This window comes from Psychrobium sp. nBUS_13 (assembly GCF_051201665.1).
GTDB lineage: Bacteria > Pseudomonadota > Gammaproteobacteria > Enterobacterales > Psychrobiaceae > Psychrobium.
In genome coordinates, this window is record NZ_CP179210.1 from 1185184 (window position 1) to 1206355 (window position 21172).

Here is a 21172-nt window from a genome sequence, read left to right on the forward strand (position 1 = left end):
TTGACTATTTGTGATAGCTCAAACAGGTATTTACTTCGTTTTTAGAACCTAAAATGACGGCAACGCGTTGATGGATTTCTTGTGGATTGATTTCCATAATGCGTTCGTAACCTGTTGAAGAAACACCGCCAGCTTGTTCAACTAAAAAGCTCATTGGATTTGCTTCATACATTAAGCGTAATTTATAAGGTTTGTTTGGGTTTTTATTGTCTGTTGGGTAAGTGAAAATACCCCCACGGCATAATACGCGATGTACATCACCAACCATGGCGGCAATCCAGCGCATGTTAAAGTTTTTGTCGCGTGAACCTGTTTCACCAGCTAGTAAATCTGCGATGTAATCTTGCATGGCTGGCTCCCAAAAACGCTGATTTGACATGTTAATAGCGAACTCAGCAGTCTCTTGCGTAATAGACATTCTTTCTTGAGTAAGTAAGAACTCACCAATGGTATTATCTAATGTGAATAAACGGACTCCGTCACCAGTAGTTAGCGCTAACTGCGTCGATGCACCATATAATACGTAACCTGCAGCAACCTGTGCTGTACCTGGCTGTAAGAACATCTCTTCAGTTGCGCCTGTTTGTCCTTCTGGCACTTCCATGATTGAGAAGATTGTACCGACTAAGCTATTGATATCGATATTTGATGAACCATCTAATGGATCAAAACATACAAGGTAACGACCATTTTCAGAGCCAGCAACAATAGTGTCTTCTTCTTCTGAAGCGATTGCGCGTACTTGACCAGACTCTAAAAGGATATCCTTGATGAGTTGATTAGAAATAATATCTAACTTCTTTTGCGTTTCGCCTTGAATATTTTCATCAAGCGTTGAGCCTAAAATACCTGCAAGTTCACCTTGATGTAGGCGGAATGATATTTCCTTACAAGCAGCCATTAATGTATTAATGAGTGAGATAAGTTGCGGGTCAACATTGTCTTGACGAAGTACTGGCACAAAGCGTTGCATGAGGAAGTCCTAAAGTGGGTTAATTTTGCCCGCACATAATAAACTAATCTTGTCTAAAGTGCATGGATAGTTTGATGTTAATCACAGTTTTTTCTAGGATTGATAATTTTATTTGAGCACGGCTATCAGTGCAAATTAATGATTGAATATTAATCGGTTTTTTGTAATTCAAATCAAATCAAGTATGATGCCAATATTACCTTTATTAATCCTTGATTATTATGTTTAATTTCACTTACCGTCACAGTTTAGTTGGTCGAAGATTTGTGCTCCTTACAGTGCTTTTTAGTTCGATTATTACCTTATTGTTTACGGTGGTTCAGTTAAGTGCTGAATATAACAAACAGCTTGATCAGCGCGCGTTGTTCAACCAAATTATTGAAGATAGTTTGTTAGATAGCCTAAGTAAAAGTATCTGGACTTACGATGATGCTCAAATCTACTTACAATTGCAGGGCATTGTTAATATTCCGAGTATTGAGCGCGCTGTTCTTAATCTTCCTGAAAATGTTGAATTTAATATTGGTGAAGTGAGTGCCAATAGTATCGTTAATGAACAGTTCGAAGTGAATTATAAACAGGCGGGTCAAGAGCGCAGGATGGGGCAATTAACTATCTATAGTGAAATGGATAGTACTTACAATCATCTGATAGCATTTGGCAGTGCCATGTTGATTTCTAATTTCTTAAAGACGGCACTTGTTGTTTTATTTATGTTTTATCTGTCAGATAGGTTAATTGGCCGCCACTTAATGCATATTTCAACTAAATTGGCTAAGTTTAGTGAAACTGAAAAGGCTGAGCCGATAGAGCTTAATCGTAAATATCACGATGAAAATGATGAAATAGACCTTCTAGTTGATAGTATTAATAACATGCAGCAGCGGATTTTCTTTGAACGCAATAAAGCATTCAATGAAATTCAGAAGAAAGAGCAAGTACAGGTAGAAATAGTAGAGCAAAAAGAGAAATTGCTAAAATTAGAGCATAAAGTATCTATTTCAGAGATCGTCCGTAGTTTAGCGAATGAATTAAACGCGCCGCTCATTAACGTCAAAGCATTTTGTAAATTGACCTTAGAGCAAATGCAGCAACCGTCGTTTGACCCCAAGCGTGTTGAACTAGCCGTTGATAAAATTATTGAAAACAGCTGTCATGCGTTAGATATTGTTAATCGTACTAAAGAAATAATGCAGCGTAACGAACCGCAAAAAGAAAAAGTTAACGTTAATGTATTGATTGAAAAGTCAGTATTTTTTCTTTCCCAAGAGCTTGATAGTGTGGGCGTTGCAATCAATCATCACGCACCTGAGAACAATGTTGAAATTCTCGCTGACAAGCTGCAAATGGAACAAGTGCTACTTAACATCATGCGAAATTCGATAGAAGCTTTGAGTACGGTGGATACGTCCAAGCGCTCTATTGAAGTCTCAGCGTCTATTTTTCAAGAGCAGGTGATAATACGTATTGAAGATAATGGACCTGGTCTTAGTGAATTGATTGCTGATAAGATTTTTCAACCGTTCTTTAGTACGCGAGATAAGGGATTAGGAGTAGGGTTATGTATCGCCAAAACGTTGGTGACAAGTAACGATGGGGATGTTGAAGTTAACTTAGATTATAAACAGGGTGCCTGTTTTATTATTTCCTTTCCTTATAAACGTGATATTTAAGTTAGAAACCCAAACTAACTAATTGAACATGTGTCTGCAGTTAGTTTGGGTAACCTAAGTTCTTTACGCACTTTTCTTCAGGTTAGTTAAGGGCTCTAAGTAACTTGGTCTTGCTTGTTTTAAATAGCTGATGTCGTCAAAGCTCGGTTTTCCTTGAGGCAGCTTTAAGCGCGCTTTAGTCAAGAATGGTCTTGCAATGTGTGAAATCATCAATTCGATTTCTCTAACGCCTTGTTCATTATTTTTTGTCGTGTTGTAGAAATCGACTGGGATTAAGATCCCTGAATTACGTAAACTTTTTACATCAGCTTCTTGATGAGGCAGCCATATTGATGTTTGTCGACGAAGATAAAACTCTCTCAAAATAGCTCGTTCACCGCTACTTAGCGTTTGCATACGTGACTGAACTTCTTCACCAAGCTGTTGTTGTCGTTTTCGTTGTTTAAGATTGCGAAAGATATGTTTGCCTAAATCAAGTACCAAATATGCACTGCTAATGATGAAACTAATTCCTACAAAGTGAGCATAATCTGTCAAAAACTTGTCTACTTGCATTAGTGACGCGAGTGTTGACGGCATGAATAATAACACGGCGCAAGCCAATGAAATCCATAACATACACTGAAACATGTAGTGTGCATGGGTTTGTTGTGATTCATCTTTCCACATAAAAACTCCTTATTGACAATTTAATGCCATAAAACTAATAGCTAATCGGTTGCGTACTGGACTAAAGCAATTAGCGTACCTAAATTTAATGGCAACTCACTGACATTAACTAACTGGTTGTTTTTTATTCTTTTGATTCGTTGTTTGAATTTTTGATGGTCAATAACGGCGCATATATTCGGCAAAAATTGCCGCGGAAATTCTTTAATAAGAGACGATGTGAAATTCACCGTATATTGGTGTAAATAACAAATAAGTAGCTCTTATTTTTGTATGCCAATCGAAGGGTTTTACTTAAGTGTTTGAATGAAAAGTATTTTTAATGTTGGCATCAAATTGGCAATAAGCTAAATAACTAACGCATTTGTTAATAATTAAAGAACTACATTGAACAAGGATATTGACATGAAACTACTTAATCGCCGCCTCGCTCTCATTAGCACAGTAACTGGATTGACGTTAATTGCAGCATCAAGCGCTGCTTATGCAGGGAGTGACAAGGTACTCACGAAGAAAATTGCTGTCGATAATATTAAAGAGTTTGTTATTGATGCTCATGTCGGAACAGTGAAATTGTCGGCATCTAATGACCATCAATTTCATATCTATGTAAAAGTAAGTGAGAAAGATGGCTGGGCGATGTTTAAGTCGAGTCCTGAAGATGCGAAATTAAAAATCGATAATACGGGTGATAGATTAACGGTATCACTTAACGATGATGAGTTTGGCGAAGAGTGGCGTATTGAAGTGCCTAAAATGGAAAAAATAGACGCTGCTCTTGGCGTTGGCGAAATGACGATTAAAGGTCTTCAAGCGAACTTGTCAGTTGATATTGGAGTTGGTCAAGTAAGCGTTTATAGTATGGCTGACTCTTACGCTACTGTGAAAGCCGAATCAGGTGTTGGCGCGGCAAACGTACATAGTGAAAGCGATAAAGTGGAGAAAAACCGTTCAATGGTCAGTGAAGCAGTCAGTTGGATTGGTAAAGGCGATTACGCTATTAACGTTGAAGTTGGCGTTGGAGATGCGTCAATTAAACTCAATTAATACCAATCAATATAAGTATGTGATCAATTTTTTAATGAGGAAATATGAGCGATAGCAAGGCATTTGTTTTTATATGTAGTTGTTCTATATGAAAAAATAGATAACGACGTTAGCGTTCATAGAGCCCATGAAAAATGATCAGCTATTTTTGTTGATTGGTATAACATTCTATTTAATTAAACAATTTATCTCTCATTTGACCAGCTTTGTAAGCTGGTCTTTTTTTATTCATTTAATTAATTGTAAATGATGATGCCATTCATATGGTAAATACTTGTCATTCTAGAATCTAATAGGAAAAAGTCATAACCATTATAAAACAATGGAATAAGTTATTTACTTGTCATTTGTGTCAAGTTGTTTATTGGGTTATGATTGATCGCTTCTAGTTACATGAGGTGTTATATTTTTTTAACACTTTATTGCTTATTTATGAGGCCATTATGACGCAACGTATTTCTGTTGGTGGATTACAAGTTTCCCAACTTCTTTTTGATTTTGTTAATCAACAGGCTCTTCCTAAAACAGGAATTGAACAAGCCAACTTTTGGGCATCATTTGAAGATTTAATCTCGAGGTTTTCTCCCCGTAATAATGCGCTATTAGCAAAGCGTGAAGCAATGCAGCAACAAATCGATGACTGGCATAACGCTAATGACTACCAGTTTTCGAACTATAAATCTTTTCTACAAAGTATTGATTATCTCCTGCCTGATTGTGAAGATTTTACAATTTCAACAAGCGATGTCGATAACGAAATGGCAACGATGGCAGGCCCTCAACTTGTTGTGCCTGTTATGAATTCTCGATTTGCATTAAATGCCGCTAATGCTCGTTGGGGATCGTTATATGATGCCCTCTATGGCACTGATGCGATTAGTTCTGATAATGGCGCAGAAGTAGGGTCGACTTATAACAAGATTCGTGGTGATTTAGTTATTGCCAAAGGTCGTGAGTTCCTTGATAGCGCCTGTTCTCTATCTCAAGGTAGCCATACAGATGTTATTGCTTACGCCATTGAAAATGGGCAATTAAAGGTTGTATTAGAAAGTGGTCAATCAACAACCTTGGCCGACAAAACTCAGTTGATTGGTTTCAACGGTGAAGAGAACTCGCCGACAGTTATCTTATTTAATAATAACGGCATGCACATTGAGATAGTTATCGATAAATCGAGTCAAATCGGCAATGACGATAAGGCCGGTGTTAGCGATATTATTTTAGAGTCTGCTTTAACCACTATTATGGATTGTGAAGACTCCGTTGCTGCTGTTGATGCCGAAGATAAAGTGGTGGTTTACGAAAATTGGCTGGGATTGATGCAGGGAAATTTGACTGAGGAAATCACCAAACATGGCAAATCCTTTATTCGTTCTTTAAATAGTGACCGACAATATAAAGGCATTAATGACCAAGAATTATCATTAAAAGGTCGTAGCTTGATGTTTGTGCGCAATGTTGGCCATCTAATGACAAACCCTGCAATCATTGATGCACATGGTAACGAAATACCAGAGGGTATTTTGGATGGTGTTGTGACATCGTTGATCTCACTACATGACTTAAACGGTAATAGTGAATTTAAAAACTCTTCGACGGGCTCAATTTATATCGTTAAGCCAAAAATGCATGGACCAGAAGAAGTTGGTTTCGCTAATGATTTATTTAATGCTGTTGAAGACATGCTTGGACTGAATCGTCATACCATTAAAATGGGTATTATGGATGAAGAGCGTCGTACAACAGTTAATCTAAAACACTGTATTTATGCTGCAAAAGAACGTGTGGTATTCATTAATACAGGGTTCTTGGACAGAACAGGTGATGAAATTCATACATCGATGGAAGCTGGGCCAATGATCCGTAAAGGAGAGATGAAGTCAGCTGCTTGGATTGGCGCATATGAAAACTGGAATGTTGATATTGGTTTGAAATGTGGCTTAAGTGGACGAGCACAAATAGGTAAAGGAATGTGGGCTATTCCTGATCAAATGGCTAACATGCTTAACGCTAAAATTGCTCATCCACAATCTGGCGCCAACACAGCATGGGTGCCGTCACCAACAGCTGCGACATTGCATGCGCTCCATTATCACCAAGTTGATGTCTTTGAAGAACAACGTACAATCAAGCAGCGTTCGCTAGCAAGTATTGATGATATTTTATCTATCCCCGTTGAAAGTAATCCTAGATGGACAGCCGATGAAATTGAGCAAGAGCTTGAAAACAATGCGCAAGGGCTGCTTGGCTACGTGGTTCGTTGGGTTGATGCGGGTATTGGATGTTCAAAAGTACCTGATATTAATAACGTTGGGTTGATGGAAGACCGAGCGACTTTACGGATCTCTTCTCAACATATGGCTAACTGGTTACGTCATGGGATCTGCACCAAAGAACAGGTGATGGCTGTACTTAAAAAAATGGCATTAGTTGTTGATCAACAAAACTCAAGTGATCCGACGTATCAGGCAATGGCTGATGATTTTGATAACAACATTGCGTTTCAAGCTGCGTATGAATTAGTATTTGACGGTTGTGCTCAGCCTAGTGGATATACTGAGCCTGTATTACACAAGCGACGTTTGGCACTTAAAGCGCAATAATCAGCGTGTTAATAATCAGAATATTAAGAAGTAAGAGCCGGAACATCTACCGGCTTTTTTATGCTAATCCGTTATCGTGCTCGATGTCATGTCATGATAAAAAACAGCTTGGTTACGGCCATTGTTTTTTGCATGATAGAGCGCTTTGTCAGCAAGGCTGACTAAAACATCGGCTTGAGTTGAATCTTTCGGAGACAACGCTACACCTATTGATGCAGTTATTTGACCAATACTCGTTCCATTATTAATGATTTTCAATTGCCTTATATTTGCGAGTAAATGATGACTAAATTCGATAGCTTGTTGTTCGTCAGTATCAGTTAGCATCAGAACAAACTCTTCTCCGCCAATACGGCACGCAATATTTTCTGCGGTAACAATATCGTTTAGCAGTATACCGAACTCACGTAATGCCGCGTCTCCAGCGTCATGACCAAAGCTATCGTTTAGCTTTTTAAAGTGATCGATATCTAACATGAGTAGTGCGAGGGGCATTTTCATTTTTTGTGCACGAGCAATTTCTTTTTCGATAGTTTCTGAAAAATATCGGCGATTATAAAGGCCGGTTAATGAATCCTTGATTGCCTGGTCGCGTAAATTTTCTCGTAATTGTAAATTAGCAACAGATAAGGCGACTTGTTCTGCTAGGGACGTTGCAATCTTTCTATCGTTGTCATCAAATTCGTCCATCGTACTTTCACGACTGATATGCATAACACCTAGCGTTTCACCTTGTGACACTAAAGGGATACAAATAATATTGGATTGTTCAACTTCATCGTGATCGCATCGTATGAGTTTATCGTAAGGGCCCTGTGGGTGAACATATCCTTTACGTAGTGCCCAACATGCATCAAGTGGATAATGTGGTGTGGCAAAAAATGAATCTAATCCCCATTTAATTTTTATTTCGGCTAGGTTACGCGACGATCGGATAATCGAAATTACCCCTGCATCATGATAAAGCAGCATTTGCGCGAATTTTCCAAGAACTTGTTCTATATCGGCAATTGACTTACTTAATGTTAATAGTGTGCCAAATTCTTGCAGCAATAATAGTTCAGTGGTTTGTTTTTGTATTTTTTCTTTGAGTCGTTGATAACGAAGAGTGAGTTGAAGATTGATCCAACTAACAAAGAAATAACCGCCGATGCTGGTGGCTAAAAATAGTAATAAATAAACTGGCAAATAATTGTAACGCTGTTCAACAACAGCGTGTTGCTCTAAACGGTAATCTCGGCCAATGCGAAATAGGTAATCCCCTTGATTTAACGCCAAAAAACGCAACGTTGTTGAGGTAACAGGATCGAATCGCAAAGAATACCCACGAAGATTTTCCTTAGCAAATTGTAATTCTGGTTTTGACAATAAATCGCTGGATGCAGTAAGTGCACTCGATGATAGGTGACTATCTCCTAGCAATTGACCTGCGGAGGAAATAATCGATACTCTGTTTTCAGTATTACGGGATAATGCATCAATGACCTTGTCATAGTCCAATGGACGATTTGGTTGATCATTCTTTAAGTAGTCAAGCGCTTCAATTAGCGTTTTTGATTGATACTCAAGTACTTGTTTAGCGCTCTGCTGGGCATTTAATGAAATTTGATATTCGTTTAAAAACGTTACTAAAACAAATAAAGGAAATGCTATTAACGCTGGTAAATAGTTGACATACCATCCTCGTTTTCTCTTTGTAGCCATTTAACTGTCCGTGTCACTAAAAGGGAATAAGTGATCGATGCTAACAATAAAGAAGAAAAATAGAAAGAGGGGAGAAGCAGTGAGGATTTTATTTCAAATTCTCAACGGCTTGGTTAACTAACGATTGTATGTCGTTACATGTCGTTTCAACGCCACAGTTACAATCCAATGTTTGATGCTCTGCTAACCACCCAACAGTTTTTAAGTGTTTTTGGCCACAGCTTGGGCAAACAATTTTTAATGTTTGCAATTGATCTAAATGAGTCATATTTGCTCCTGAAATTACTAATAATCTTCAGTCTATCAAACTAATATGACTTTTCTGTGACGGGGGTAGCAAATTGAAGCAGCTATCAACATAAGGGCGATAACTGCGGGGGGATTGACTACTCGACACCGCGAAGTAGTGCATTAACACCTACTTTAGCACGTGTTTTTGCATCAACTTTTTTAACGATTATCGCGGCGTAAAGGTTATGTGTGCCGCATTTTGAGGGTAAAGTACCAGAAACAACAACTGAACCTGCTGGAACACGGCCATAATGAATAGTGCCTGTTTCGCGATCGAAAATTCGGGTACTTTGACTGATGTAAACACCCATTGAAATTACGCTACCTTCTTCAACAACCACGCCTTCTACGATTTCTGAGCGCGCACCAATAAAGCAGTTGTCTTCAATAATGGTTGGATTAGCTTGCAATGGCTCTAATACGCCGCCAATGCCAACACCACCAGAAAGGTGAACATTCTTACCAATTTGTGCACATGAGCCGACAGTAGCCCAAGTATCAACCATTGTACCTTCGTCAACATAGGCTCCGATGTTTGTATACGATGGCATTAAGACAACATTCTTTGCAATGTAGCAGCCTTGACGAACTGTCGCAGGAGGCACAACTCGCATTCCTTCATCTTTAAACTGTTGCTCTGTATAGTTGGCAAATTTCTGCGGTACTTTGTCGAAATATTGTGTATCGCCACCATCAATAATCGTATTGTCATGAAGTTTAAAAAACAGTAAAACGGCTTTTTTCAACCATTGATGAACGACCCACTCACCACTAATCTTTTCAGCAACACGAGCGCTACCACTATCAAGTAATGCCATGGCTTGCGTAACGGCGTCTTTTACGTCTTGAGTTGCTGTATCAGCGGTATATTGATCTCTTGTTTCAAATGCATGTTCAATGATTTGTTGTAATTGACTCATCGTAATTCCTATCCAATTTTTTGGTTATCGATTTAATTTTTCAATCGCTATAATTAGCGCTTGCTGTAATGTGTTTTGTTGTTCTTGATCTAGTGAATTCTCATCTTTGTCGGTAATGATAAAAAAGTCTTCGACCCGTTCGCCGATGGTCGTTATTTTTGCGTTGTGCAATGTTATCTTGAACTTGGTAAAGACATCGCCCACTGTCGCTAATAACCCTGGCATATCTAGTGCGACAAGCTCAAATAATGTGTGTTCGCCATGGTCGCAATTGATAAAGGATATTCTAGTCGGTACTTTAAACTGTTTAGTACGTCTGGCAATTCTACGATTATTATGCGGTTTAAAATGTTTTTGTGTGAGGGACTTTGTCAGTGTTTGAACAATGGACTTTATACGGCGCTCATCAATTATTGGTTGTCCGTCGTGTTCAGATATATTAAAGGTATCTAGTGCCCAGCCACCTGTTGTCGCCATGACGTGTGCGTCGTTTATTTGAACATTTTTACTGCCTAAAACACGCATCACTTTGGCGAATAAATTTGTCATATCTTGTGTGTAAACAAAGAGTTCACTCACTGTTTTATTGGCATTATGAAATATCGCAATAATCGGTTTGTTAGGTGGCTGATTGCGTAAAATAAGATCACAATGTTGTGCTATTGACACTGGCGTATGCCGCAAGAAATAGTCATCTTGGAAATATCCCCATAACTCTTCTACCGCATGCTTATCGTAGAATGCATCATTGGTGTGTAATTGATGTAATGCCTTGGTTTTGTATTCGGTAATTCGTTCTTCTGCATCAACATCACCTTGCGCGCCACGGCGAAGTGCTCGCAGGGTATAAAAGTATAATTCTCTTAATAGAGAGCCTTTCCAATTATTCCACAGCTTATTGTTAGTGGCGCATATATCGGCGACTGTTAGGCAATATAAATAGGCTAATCGTGTTTCGTCTTGCACAATTTTAGCAAAACTATTAATCACATCAGGATCATGAATATCTCGTCGTTGGGCAATAACAGACATCAAGAGATGATTTTCCACTAGCCAAGCAATCAGGCGTGTATCGTGTTCATTAAGATTATGTAAGCGTCCAAATTCGAGCGCATCAAGCGCACCTAATTCACTGTGATCTCCGCCACGTCCCTTACCTATATCATGAAAAATTGCGGCAAGTACTAATAAGCCTTTTTTGGTTAAGGTGTGAATAAGTACACTACATAATGGAAATTCGTCTTTATATTTAGGCTGGGAAAAACGGTCGATATTTTTCAGTAGACGATGGGTGTGCTCATCAACGGTATAAGCGTGAAATAAGTCAAATTGCATTTGCCCACTGATCTTTTGCCATGCAGGCATGTAACGGCCAAGAATTCCGTGTTTGTGCATCATCGATAGGGCGCGTATCCCGTCCGGATGCTTAATGATACTCATAAAAGCGATACGGCATTGTCCATCATCGCAAAGTGGTGCAGACAAGTTGTCGCGAGCAAAACGCAGCTGCCGCAGAGTCGGCGCATATATACCAGTAATTTCTTTGTCTTTAGCGACGTTTAAAAATAGCGTGATAATTTCTGATTTATTGTCAAATAAATCATCACTTGTCGACTCTATAAAATGACCGCGTCGTTGATAATTTTCATCCATGATGCAGACATCTAGTGTTTTTATTCGTCCTAAAAATTCGCGTTTAAACAACTGAAGTAGCATTTCACACAGTTCGGCTACTTCTCGGATCTGCTGATAATATTGTTTCATCATGACTTCGACAGCGAGCTGATTTTCATCAGAATAGCCCATCGCATTTGCAACATCATGCTGATGATTAAAAAGCATCTTATCTTCAGGGCGACCGGCCGTTTGATGAAGTGCGAATCGCATTCTCCAGAGAAAATCTTGGCAATTTAACAGCTGATCTAACTCTTCTTGCGACAAGAAACCATGTTGGACGAGCTGCTCGATAATTGTGGTCTTAAAATGACGTTTAGCTATCCAGCCTACCGTTTGAATATCGCGTAAACCGCCAGGACAGGTTTTTATGTTAGGTTCAAGATCAAATGCGTTATTAGCATCGTGGCGTGCAATCTGTTCATCGCGTTTTGCGAGGTAAAAGTCGCTGCTGGGCCAAAAGTCTGGTTGCTCAATTGCTAACTGTAGTTGTTCATATACATCGTCTGGACCGCTAAGAAGTCTGCTTTCCATTAAATTGGTGGCGACGGTAATATCATCCTTTCCAATGCTAATGGTTTCTTTTAAGGTACGGACGCTGTGACCAATATCGAATTTAATGTCCCATAACAATGTAATGAACTGACTTACTTTGTCGCTCTGCTCATTGGTGAGGGTTTTTAGAGAAAGGATGAGTAAGTCAACATCCGAATGTGGATGTAATTCTCCACGGCCATAACCGCCTACAGCGATTAACGAGACTGGTGTATGGTTTAACTCAAAGTGTGTCCAGAGTTGTTGTAATAAATCATCAACGTATTGGCACCGCTGATGAAGAAGTTCGCGAATATCACCACCGCGATTAAATTGCTCACTAAGCCAATCTGAAAAATCACTATTGGCCTGCTTGCAAGATGTAATTAGTTGTCTTGGTTCTACTAATTCAACGTCCAATACTACTGGTGGTGACATAATTTCCCTTATTTAATTTATTAAGCGTGTTCGATTACACGCGCTATTTCTTCATCACTACGTAGGGTTAATATTTCAACGCCATTATCCGTAACTAATAATGTATGTTCCCATTGTGCTGACAATGAACGATCTTTAGTGACTACCGTCCAACCATCATTGTTAGCCATTTTACTAAAGCGTTTACCTGCATTTACCATAGGTTCGATGGTCAAACACATACCTGCTTGAAGCGTTTCTCCTGTACCTGGCTTACCGTAATGCACGACTTGTGGATCTTCATGGAATTCAGCGCCAATTCCGTGACCACAATATTCGCGAACAATAGAATAATTCATGCCTTCACAGTAAGTTTGAATAGCGTGACCTATATCGCCTAATTGAACACCTGGTTTTACCATGTTAATCGCTTTATAAAGGCTCTCTTGAGTCGTCTTAATTAAACGATTGGCTAAGATACTTCCTTTACCAACCACAAACATTTTACTGGTATCGCCGTGATATCCATCTTTAATAACCGTAACGTCAACATTAATGATATCGCCTTCTTTAAGCTTTTTATCACTCGGAATACCATGACAGATTACGTGATTAACAGAGGTACAGATTGATTTTGGAAAACCGTGATAATTTAAAGGCGCAGGAATAGCATCTTGCTCTTCAACAATGTAGCGATGACAAATATCATTAAGCTCATCTGTGGTAACCCCTTTTTTAATAAAAGGGCCGATCATTTCTAGTACTTCTGCCGCTAATGCGCCCGCAGTACGCATTTTTTCAATTTCTTGGGCTGTTTTTATGGTAATTGCCATGTTGGTATCTCTATTTTAAATTGCCAATAATGTTGGCTAAAACTTGTTTTTACCCGGTGTTTTTGGTATAAAGCGCGCCGGGGAATATATTCAACTTTCATCTAAAGTCGGTTTAACGCTGATTTTAATGATCTTGTCTATAAAGAACCACTAAAAATTACATTTATCTTAAATCACACACGTATTTTTAACTGATTTCGGGGTGCTTTGGCGTCAAATGGACAAAAAAGTTCGAAATTTAGGATACGTGGAGGCCTAACCCCAAGAGGAAATTTATTATGGCTACTGTTTCAATGCGCGATATGCTGCAAGCTGGTGTTCACTTCGGTCACCAAACTCGTTACTGGAATCCAAAAATGAAACCATTCATTTTCGGTGCTCGTAACAAGGTTCATATCATCAACTTAGAGCAAACTGCACCAATGTTTAATGAAGCACTTGCTGTACTTAGCAATGTTGCATCTAAAAAAGGTAAAATCCTTTTTGTTGGTACTAAGCGCGCTGCTGGCGATGCTATCAAAGAATCGGCACTAGAGTGTGACCAATTCTACGTAAACCACCGTTGGTTAGGTGGTATGTTGACTAACTGGAAAACAGTTCGTCAATCAATCAAGCGTCTAAAAGATCTTGAGCAACAGTCACAAGACGGTACTTTCACTAAATTAGTTAAGAAAGAAGCGTTAATGCGTACTCGTGAAATGGAAAAACTAGAGAAATCTCTAGGCGGTATCAAAAACATGAATGGTTTACCAGACGTGATTTTTGTAATCGATGCTGATCACGAACACATTGCTGTTAAAGAAGCTAACAACCTAGGTATTCCAGTTGTTGCTATCGTTGATACTAACTCTAACCCAGATGGTATCGATTACATCGTTCCTGGTAACGATGATGCGATCCGTGCTATCCAGCTTTACACTAAAGCTGCTGCAACTGCTGTTAACGAAGGTCGTAACAACACTGTTGCTGCTCAAGCAGAAACTGACGGTTTCGTTGAAGCTGAGTAATTTAGATTAATATTATCTAGATAACACATTTGAGTAGGCAGCAAAGAGCAATCTTTGGTGCCTTTTTGAAATACAGAGGAATAGAAAAATGGCAATTACTGCTAAGTTAGTAAAAGAACTTCGTGACCGCACTGGCGCAGGCATGATGGATTGTAAAAAAGCGTTAACCGAAACTAACGGTGACATCGAAGCTGCAATCGATCAAATGCGTAAAAACGGTCAAGCTAAAGCGGCTAAAAAAGCGGGTAACATCGCTGCTGAAGGTACAATTATCATCAAACAAAAAGATGGTATGGCTGCACTTCTAGAAGTTAACTGTCAAACTGATTTCGTTGCTAAAGACGTAAGCTTCCTAGGTTTCGCTAACGAAGTTGCTGATGCTGCAATCACTGAAGAATTATCAATCGAAGAACTACAAGCTAAATTCGAAGAAACTCGTATTGCACTTGTTGCTAAAATCGGTGAGAACATGAACATCCGTCGCGTAGAATACGTTAAAGGTGCTTCTCTTTCTTCATACCGTCACGGTGAGCGTATTGGTGTTGTTGTTGCTGGTGAAGCTGACGAAGAGACTCTTAAGCACGTTGCTATGCACGTTGCTGCTTCTCGTCCTGAGTTTGTTAACCCAGAAGACGTACCAAGCGAAGTTGTAGATCGTGAGCGTAAATTGCAAATCGAAATTGCAATGAACGAAGGCAAACCTGCTGAAATCGCTGAAAAAATGGTTGAAGGTCGCATGAAGAAATTTACTGGTGAGGTTTCTCTTACTGGTCAAGCATTCATCATGGAACCAAAGCAAACTGTTGGTCAAATTCTTAAAGCTAAAAACGCTTCAGTTTCAACATTCGTTCGCCTAGAAGTTGGTGAAGGTATCGAGAAGAAAGAAGAAGATTTCGCTGCAGAAGTTGAAGCTCAAATCGCTGCTGCAAAACAGTAATCGATTGAGAGACAACAACGAATTTGTTGTTGTAATGAGAGACCGTAGCATCGCTACGGTCTTTTTAAATGCTTAATTTATGAGTAAGTTTTTAATAAGAGCTTAATGATAAATTAAGTGGAAGAATCCACTTTGAAACGATGACTCAGGCAAAGGTAAATTAGAATGACTGCAAATCCAAAACCGACTTACCGTCGCATTTTATTAAAACTAAGTGGTGAAGCACTTGTAGGTGAGCAAGGATTTGGGATTGACCCTAAAGTACTTGACCGTATGGCTCAAGAAATCAAAGAATTAGTTGAGCTAGGTGTCCAAGTCGGTATTGTATTAGGTGGTGGCAATATCTTCCGGGGTGAAGGTTTAGCAAATGCGGGTATGAACCGTGTTGTAGGTGACCAAATGGGAATGCTTGCTACTGTAATGAATGGACTTGCAATGCGTGATGCATTACACCGAGCCTACGTAAACGCTCGCTTAATGTCTGCAGTCGATCTCAAAGGCGTATGTGATTCATATAACTGGGCTGAAGCGATTAGCATGCTAAAAGAAGGCCGAGTTGTTATTTTCTCAGCAGGTACTGGTAATCCTTTTTTTACGACTGATTCAGCAGCGTGTTTACGTGGTATTGAGATTGAAGCCGATGTTGTGTTAAAAGGCACTAAAGTTGACGGTGTTTATTCTGACGACCCAGTTAAGAACCCTGAAGCTGAAATGTATTCTGAGTTAGATTACGGTACTGTTTTAGAAAAAGAATTAAAAGTAATGGATTTAAGTGCATTTACATTAGCACGTGACCACAATATGCCAATTCGTGTATTTAATATGAATAAGCCTGGCGCACTTCGCAGTGTAATTATGGGTGAAAGCACGGGTACCTTAATCCATAGCACAACAACAAAAATTTAACGAACTCTGATAATTAGGAAATTAACGTGATTAACGAAATTAAAGATGACGCGTCGACCCGTATGGGGAAAAGTGTAGAAGCACTTAAAGTTCAGATGCAAAAAGTACGTACTGGCCGTGCTCACCCAAGTTTATTAGACTCTATTACTGTGCCATATTACGGTGCAGAAACACCGCTTAACCAAGTCGGTAATGTGGGTATTGGTGATGCACGTACGTTAACTATTACAGTATTTGATAGCACGATGATCGCTGCTGTTGAAAAAGCAATCATGAGCTCAGATCTTGGATTAAACCCGAATTCTGCAGGTGCATTAATTCGTATTCCATTGCCACCATTGACTGAAGAGCGTCGTAAAAACCTTATTAAAGTTGTGCGTGGTGAAGCTGAAAAAGGGCGTGTTGCAGTACGTAATATTCGCCGTGATGCTAATGGTGATATCAAATTACTTGAGAAAGAAAAAGAAGTGGGTGAAGACGAAGCGCGTAAAGGCGAAGAGCAAATCCAAGAGCTAACAAATAAGTACATTAAAGAAATGGATGCTTTGTTAGCTGAAAAAGAGCAAGAGTTACTAGAAGTATAAGCACTTGTTCATATGCCATAAATGGCATGGTGATATGCTATTAATTAAACGCTGTGTTAGTTATACTACGCAGCGTTTGTGTTATTGTAGCCACATATTTTATATCAATCCGATTCGTTATAGTGAAGGTTGATATTAGTTTATACCTTTCAGTTTTAGTGAGCTTATGGAGTGTTAATGAGCGACCAGTTTAAAACCCAATTGATGGCATCAAATAATTTGCCGCGTCACATTGCTATTATTATGGATGGCAACGGACGTTGGGCACAACGACAAGGTAAGCGTCGTGTAATGGGGCATAAAGCTGGTGTCGATCGAGTACGAGAAGCGGTAAAGGTTAGTCGTGAACTTAACATCGAATCGTTAACTTTGTTTGCTTTTAGCAGTGAGAACTGGCAACGACCTGCTGATGAAGTGTCATTGTTGATGGAATTGTTTTTTACGGTGTTATCACGTGAAGTGAGCAAGTTACACCGCAATAACGTTAAATTGAAAATTATTGGTGATATCAGCCGTTTTAGCGAAAAACTACAACAGAAAATAGCTAAAGCAGAAGATAAAACCAAAGATAATACAGGCTTAGTTCTAAATGTAGCGGCGAATTACGGTGGGCGTTGGGATATTACTCAAGCTTGTCAACAGTTAAGTGCCCAAGTCGCGAGAGGTGAAATCTCTGTCAGCGATATTACAGAACAAGCGATTGAGAAACATATTTGTACGTCACATTTACCGCCGCTTGATCTTATGATTAGAACGGGTGGTGATTGTCGTATTAGTAACTTTTTATTGTGGCAAGCCGCTTATAGCGAATTACATTTCTCTGACACCTTATGGCCAGATTTCGGTGAGCAAGAATTTTTAGATATTATGGCCAGTTTTGCCAACGTTGAGCGCCGATTTGGCTGCACTAGTGAGCAGGTTTCTGCTTCAATAAAAGAATAATAAAGGAAACAGATTTGTTAAAACAACGAATTATTACTGCGCTGGTATTAGCACCGGCTGCGTTAGGTAGTGTTTTTTATTTACCACTTTCATTATTTCCATTTTTTGCAGCCGCTGTAACATTGTTAGGCGCCTGGGAATGGGGCGCTTTCTTACCCAATAAAGGCCAACCTCAAGCTAAAATTTATCGCGTTATCTTTACCATATCATTGTCGATATTAATGGCTGCATTTTTAATGCTCGTGCCAATAAGTCACATTTGGAATGCCGGACAGTTACATCCTATCTATCATGCTGCACTATTTATTGCCGCTATGTGGTGGACGATAAGTATGGTACTCGTATTTGTATACCCTAAAGCAAGTAACTTTTGGGGTAACAGTGAGTTTTACAAAGGCTTATTTGGTCAATTAACGCTTATTCCATTTTGGATTGGTTTGATTGCACTGCGCAGCTACGGTTATCAAAGCGACCCAATGCTAGGTGGCGTGTTGATTGTTAGTGTCTTCTTAATTGTTTGGGGCGCGGACGTTGGTGCTTACTTTGTTGGTCGCAGTATTGGTAAACGAAAACTAATGCCTAATGTTAGTCCCGGTAAGACGCTTGAAGGAATGCTTGGTGGATTAGTGAGTGCGATGCTAGCAATCTTTATTACTAAATCTTATTTTTATAATATCGAATTGTTACCGCTACTGGTCTTAGTGTTTATTACTGCATTGGTATCAGCATTTGGTGATTTGAGTGAAAGCATGCTCAAACGAAATAGTGACATTAAAGATAGTGGCACTATTTTACCTGGTCATGGCGGTATATTAGATCGCATTGATAGTTTAACGGCGGCCATTCCGGTATTTGCATTAGGCTATTTATTCTTGGTGGCATAATGCAATCTTTGACCATATTAGGCGCGACTGGCTCTATCGGTGAATCGACGCTCGACGTCGTTAGACGAAACCAAGATAAATACTCGGTGTTCGCATTGGCCGCTCAGAAAAATGTCGATAAGCTATTAGAGCAATGTTTGGAATTTAATCCAACCTACGCTGTTTTGGTGGATGAAAATGCAGCTAAGACACTTAAATCTAAACTAACCAATGCGACCATCGTACTTAGTGGTAATAATGCATTAAGTGACATTGCTAGCGATTGTGATGTTGATGTCGTGATGTCTGCTATTGTTGGTGCCGCTGGTTTATTACCGACACTTGCTGCTGTAAGGGCAAATAAACGTGTCTTATTAGCTAATAAAGAATCGTTGGTGATGTCTGGTCAGTTATTTATTGATGAACTTCGTCAATCAAGCGCGACGTTATTACCTGTCGACAGCGAACATAATGCCATTTATCAATCGCTCCCCACTGAAGCACAGCAACGATTAGGTTATTGTGGTTTAAGTGAACTTGGCATTGAGAAATTGTTATTAACAGGCTCGGGCGGACCGTTTTTAACTGCGCCTTTAGATACTCTACTGCATGTTACTCCTGCTCAAGCTTGCACTCATCCCAATTGGTCGATGGGGCAAAAGATTTCAGTCGATTCTGCGACAATGATGAATAAAGGGCTCGAATACATCGAAGCTCGTTGGTTATTTGATACGACCGTTGAGCAAATTGAAGTCGTTATTCACCCACAGAGTGTTATTCATTCAATGGTTCAATATTGTGACGGTTCAGTTATTGCGCAAATGGGAAATCCGGATATGCGTACGCCGATCGCTTATGCCATGTCATATCCAGAACGCATCAACGCAGGTGTTACTCCCTTAGATTTTACCACTATAAGTGGCTTTACTTTTCAAGCGCCCGATTATCAGCGTTTTCCATGTTTAAAGCTGGCCATTGATGCGTGTTATCAAGGGCAGGGGGCAACCACTGCGCTTAATGCGGTAAATGAAATAAGCGTCGCTGCGTTTTTAAATGGTCAAATTCAATTTACGCAAATTGCCCAGTTAAACGAACGTGTTTTATTGTCACTTGCTGCTGAAAAAGCAAGTTGCATCGAATCAATTTTAAGTGTTGACCAACAAGCCAGAACTATGGCTCATCAATACCTTAACCAAGGAGTCTTGGTATGATTGATTTACTTCGAAATATTGCTTTTTTTATTATTGCTTTGAGCATACTTGTCGCCTTTCATGAATATGGCCATTTTTGGGTGGCGAGAAAATGCGGTGTAATTGTTCAGCGATTCTCAATTGGGTTTGGTAAGGTATTGTGGCGACGCGTCGGGCGTGATGGCTGCGAATACGTTATTTGTGCAATTCCCTTAGGCGGCTACGTAAAAATGCTTGATGAGCGAGTTGAAGATGTGCCTGCTAATCAAATTGATGGCGCATTTAATCGCAAGTCAGTGTTCGCTAGAATGGCCATTGTCTCAGCGGGGCCCATCGCCAATTTCATATTTGCTATTTTTGCGCTGGCTTTAATGTACTTTATTGGTGTTAGTACCGTTAAGCCTGTTATTGGTGAGGTGTCTGCGCACTCTATTGCAAGTCAAGTTAATTTAAAGAGTGGCCAACAGATAAAATCTATTGATGGCAAATCGGTCGAACATTGGCAGGATGTAAATCATGTTATTGTTGGGCTTATCGGTGAAAAATCATCGTCGATTGGGGTAGGTCCACTCAATAGTGATGTTGTTACAGTGAAGACGGTAGATTTATCGAATTGGCAGTTTGATCCGCAAAAACAAAGTTCTCTTAGTTCATGGGGGATTGTGCCTTATCGCCCAAAACCTACATTAACCGTTGCTCAGGTTACAAAAGGCTCAGCAGCAGAGAAAGCTGGTTTGCAAAAAGCGGACGTATTAATTAGTGCAAATGGTGACAAAATAAGCGATTGGCAGAGCTTTGCAACATTAATTCAACAAAGCCATGGAACTTCCATCGACTTGGTCTATCAAAGAAACACCCAGCAGCTAAGTAGCAAGCTATTTCCGCAGTTAAAACAGGATAGCCAAGGTAATAATATTGGCTTTGCTGGCATAGCGCCTTATAGTGAGCAAACACCTATGAGTCATCGAATAACTCTGGAATATGGCGTTTTTGATTCAATAGTTGTTGGCGTAGAAAAGACATGGGATTTAACCCTGTTAAGCTTTAGCATGATAGGAAAACTGGTCACAGGGGATTTATCTGTTAAGAATCTCAGCGGACCGATTTCAATTGCACAAGGCGCAGGACAAAGTGCAGCTTACGGATTAGTTGCTTTTTTAAGCTTTTTAGCGTTAATCAGCGTTAATTTAGGAATATTTAATCTTTTACCACTGCCAGTGCTTGATGGCGGGCATTTGATGTATTACTTTATTGAGCTCTTAACTGGCAAGCCCGTGCCAGAGAAAATACAGGAAGTAGGTTTTCGAATCGGTGGCGCACTTTTGTTTATGCTCATGGGCATAGCGATTTTTAACGATTTTACCCGCTTGTAAGCAAGACGAGAATTTAGGATTATAAAAACAGC

At 39.5% G+C, this 21172-nt stretch carries 18 protein-coding genes; 11 read left to right on the forward strand and 7 right to left on the reverse strand.

The genetic code is table 11. The annotated features are described in order from the left end of the window. Nucleotides 1-4: 4 nt before the first annotated feature. Complete coding sequence (locus tag ACMAZF_RS05375; protein WP_435276420.1) at nt 5-973, reverse strand: class 1 fructose-bisphosphatase; 969 nt, start codon at nt 971-973, stop codon at nt 5-7. A gap of 221 nt (nt 974-1194) precedes the next feature. Here ACMAZF_RS05375 and ACMAZF_RS05380 point away from each other — a divergent pair, with 221 nt between their 5' ends. Further along, nucleotides 1195-2646 (forward strand): ATP-binding protein, encoded by a 1452-nt coding sequence (locus ACMAZF_RS05380; protein WP_435276421.1) that lies wholly within the window; start codon nt 1195-1197, stop codon nt 2644-2646. Nucleotides 2647-2709: 63 nt separating this feature from the next. Here ACMAZF_RS05380 and ACMAZF_RS05385 read toward each other — a convergent pair whose 3' ends face one another. Then, the gene (locus ACMAZF_RS05385) at nt 2710-3315 is read right to left on the reverse strand and encodes a superinfection exclusion B family protein (RefSeq protein WP_435276422.1); all 606 of its coding nucleotides are present in this window, start codon (nt 3313-3315) and stop codon (nt 2710-2712) included. A 405-nt stretch (nt 3316-3720) separates the two neighbouring features. On the opposite strand from ACMAZF_RS05385, the gene ACMAZF_RS05390 reads away from it, so the two are divergent. After that, nucleotides 3721-4362: a hypothetical protein gene (locus ACMAZF_RS05390; protein WP_435276423.1), complete on the forward strand. Its 642-nt coding sequence runs from the start codon at nt 3721-3723 to the stop codon at nt 4360-4362. Between the two features lie 443 nt (nt 4363-4805). Further along, nucleotides 4806-6965, forward strand: coding sequence for a malate synthase G (locus tag ACMAZF_RS05395; protein WP_435276424.1), 2160 nt, complete (start codon nt 4806-4808; stop codon nt 6963-6965). Between the two features lie 63 nt (nt 6966-7028). Here the strand turns inward: ACMAZF_RS05395 and ACMAZF_RS05400 are convergent, their stop codons facing one another. From ACMAZF_RS05400 to map, 5 genes are all read right to left on the reverse strand, one after another. Continuing rightward, a complete protein-coding gene (locus tag ACMAZF_RS05400) occupies nt 7029-8669 on the reverse strand; it encodes a sensor domain-containing diguanylate cyclase (protein WP_435276425.1) in 1641 nt (546 codons plus the stop codon). 88 nt (nt 8670-8757) lie between these two features. Next, nucleotides 8758-8937 (reverse strand): hypothetical protein, encoded by a 180-nt coding sequence (locus tag ACMAZF_RS05405; RefSeq protein ID WP_435276426.1) that lies wholly within the window; start codon nt 8935-8937, stop codon nt 8758-8760. Nucleotides 8938-9055: 118 nt separating this feature from the next. After that, nucleotides 9056-9880 carry a 2,3,4,5-tetrahydropyridine-2,6-dicarboxylate N-succinyltransferase gene (gene dapD, locus ACMAZF_RS05410; protein WP_435276427.1) on the reverse strand — a complete coding sequence of 275 codons (825 nt, stop codon included), beginning with the start codon at nt 9878-9880 and terminating at the stop codon, nt 9056-9058. Between the two features lie 24 nt (nt 9881-9904). Beyond that, on the reverse strand, nt 9905-12526 hold the full coding sequence (gene glnD / locus ACMAZF_RS05415; protein ID WP_435276428.1) for a [protein-PII] uridylyltransferase: 2622 nt from the start codon (nt 12524-12526) through the stop codon (nt 9905-9907). A 20-nt stretch (nt 12527-12546) separates the two neighbouring features. Continuing rightward, complete coding sequence (gene map, locus ACMAZF_RS05420) at nt 12547-13338, reverse strand: type I methionyl aminopeptidase (protein ID WP_435276429.1); 792 nt, start codon at nt 13336-13338, stop codon at nt 12547-12549. A gap of 278 nt (nt 13339-13616) precedes the next feature. Here map and rpsB point away from each other — a divergent pair, with 278 nt between their 5' ends. From rpsB to rseP, 8 genes are all read left to right on the forward strand, one after another. Further along, nucleotides 13617-14345, forward strand: a complete 729-nt coding sequence (gene rpsB / locus ACMAZF_RS05425) for a 30S ribosomal protein S2 (protein WP_435276430.1) — start codon at nt 13617-13619, stop codon at nt 14343-14345. Between the two features lie 88 nt (nt 14346-14433). After that, nucleotides 14434-15282 carry a translation elongation factor Ts gene (gene tsf, locus ACMAZF_RS05430; RefSeq protein WP_435276431.1) on the forward strand — a complete coding sequence of 283 codons (849 nt, stop codon included), beginning with the start codon at nt 14434-14436 and terminating at the stop codon, nt 15280-15282. 165 nt (nt 15283-15447) lie between these two features. Then, nucleotides 15448-16188, forward strand: coding sequence for a UMP kinase (gene pyrH, locus ACMAZF_RS05435; RefSeq protein ID WP_435276432.1), 741 nt, complete (start codon nt 15448-15450; stop codon nt 16186-16188). A 26-nt stretch (nt 16189-16214) separates the two neighbouring features. Continuing rightward, the gene (gene frr / locus ACMAZF_RS05440) at nt 16215-16772 is read left to right on the forward strand and encodes a ribosome recycling factor (protein ID WP_435276433.1); all 558 of its coding nucleotides are present in this window, start codon (nt 16215-16217) and stop codon (nt 16770-16772) included. A 177-nt stretch (nt 16773-16949) separates the two neighbouring features. After that, on the forward strand, nt 16950-17714 hold the full coding sequence (uppS, locus tag ACMAZF_RS05445) for a polyprenyl diphosphate synthase (RefSeq protein ID WP_435276434.1): 765 nt from the start codon (nt 16950-16952) through the stop codon (nt 17712-17714). Between the two features lie 14 nt (nt 17715-17728). Then, the gene (locus ACMAZF_RS05450; RefSeq protein WP_435276435.1) at nt 17729-18598 is read left to right on the forward strand and encodes a phosphatidate cytidylyltransferase; all 870 of its coding nucleotides are present in this window, start codon (nt 17729-17731) and stop codon (nt 18596-18598) included. After that, complete coding sequence (gene ispC / locus ACMAZF_RS05455) at nt 18598-19788, forward strand: 1-deoxy-D-xylulose-5-phosphate reductoisomerase (protein WP_435276436.1); 1191 nt, start codon at nt 18598-18600, stop codon at nt 19786-19788. Before ACMAZF_RS05450 ends, ispC begins: the two co-directional genes overlap by 1 nt. Continuing rightward, on the forward strand, nt 19785-21140 hold the full coding sequence (gene rseP / locus ACMAZF_RS05460; protein ID WP_435276437.1) for a sigma E protease regulator RseP: 1356 nt from the start codon (nt 19785-19787) through the stop codon (nt 21138-21140). The genes ispC and rseP overlap by 4 nt, the downstream gene beginning before the upstream one ends. Nucleotides 21141-21172: the final 32 nt, after the last annotated feature.

What these genes read in the sequence shown, in the direction of transcription:
- ACMAZF_RS05375 (WP_435276420.1), bottom strand. Translation starts at nt 973, where the DNA reads ATGCAACGCTTTGTGCCAGTACTTCGTCAAGACAATGTTGACCCGCAA.
- ACMAZF_RS05380 (WP_435276421.1), top strand. Translation starts at nt 1,195, where the DNA reads ATGTTTAATTTCACTTACCGTCACAGTTTAGTTGGTCGAAGATTTGTG.
- ACMAZF_RS05385 (WP_435276422.1), bottom strand. Translation starts at nt 3,315, where the DNA reads ATGTGGAAAGATGAATCACAACAAACCCATGCACACTACATGTTTCAG.
- ACMAZF_RS05390 (WP_435276423.1), top strand. Translation starts at nt 3,721, where the DNA reads ATGAAACTACTTAATCGCCGCCTCGCTCTCATTAGCACAGTAACTGGA.
- ACMAZF_RS05395 (WP_435276424.1), top strand. Translation starts at nt 4,806, where the DNA reads ATGACGCAACGTATTTCTGTTGGTGGATTACAAGTTTCCCAACTTCTT.
- ACMAZF_RS05400 (WP_435276425.1), bottom strand. Translation starts at nt 8,669, where the DNA reads ATGGCTACAAAGAGAAAACGAGGATGGTATGTCAACTATTTACCAGCG.
- ACMAZF_RS05405 (WP_435276426.1), bottom strand. Translation starts at nt 8,937, where the DNA reads ATGACTCATTTAGATCAATTGCAAACATTAAAAATTGTTTGCCCAAGC.
- dapD (WP_435276427.1), bottom strand. Translation starts at nt 9,880, where the DNA reads ATGAGTCAATTACAACAAATCATTGAACATGCATTTGAAACAAGAGAT.
- glnD (WP_435276428.1), bottom strand. Translation starts at nt 12,526, where the DNA reads ATGTCACCACCAGTAGTATTGGACGTTGAATTAGTAGAACCAAGACAA.
- map (WP_435276429.1), bottom strand. Translation starts at nt 13,338, where the DNA reads ATGGCAATTACCATAAAAACAGCCCAAGAAATTGAAAAAATGCGTACT.
- rpsB (WP_435276430.1), top strand. Translation starts at nt 13,617, where the DNA reads ATGGCTACTGTTTCAATGCGCGATATGCTGCAAGCTGGTGTTCACTTC.
- tsf (WP_435276431.1), top strand. Translation starts at nt 14,434, where the DNA reads ATGGCAATTACTGCTAAGTTAGTAAAAGAACTTCGTGACCGCACTGGC.
- pyrH (WP_435276432.1), top strand. Translation starts at nt 15,448, where the DNA reads ATGACTGCAAATCCAAAACCGACTTACCGTCGCATTTTATTAAAACTA.
- uppS (WP_435276434.1), top strand. Translation starts at nt 16,950, where the DNA reads ATGAGCGACCAGTTTAAAACCCAATTGATGGCATCAAATAATTTGCCG.
- ispC (WP_435276436.1), top strand. Translation starts at nt 18,598, where the DNA reads ATGCAATCTTTGACCATATTAGGCGCGACTGGCTCTATCGGTGAATCG.
- rseP (WP_435276437.1), top strand. Translation starts at nt 19,785, where the DNA reads ATGATTGATTTACTTCGAAATATTGCTTTTTTTATTATTGCTTTGAGC.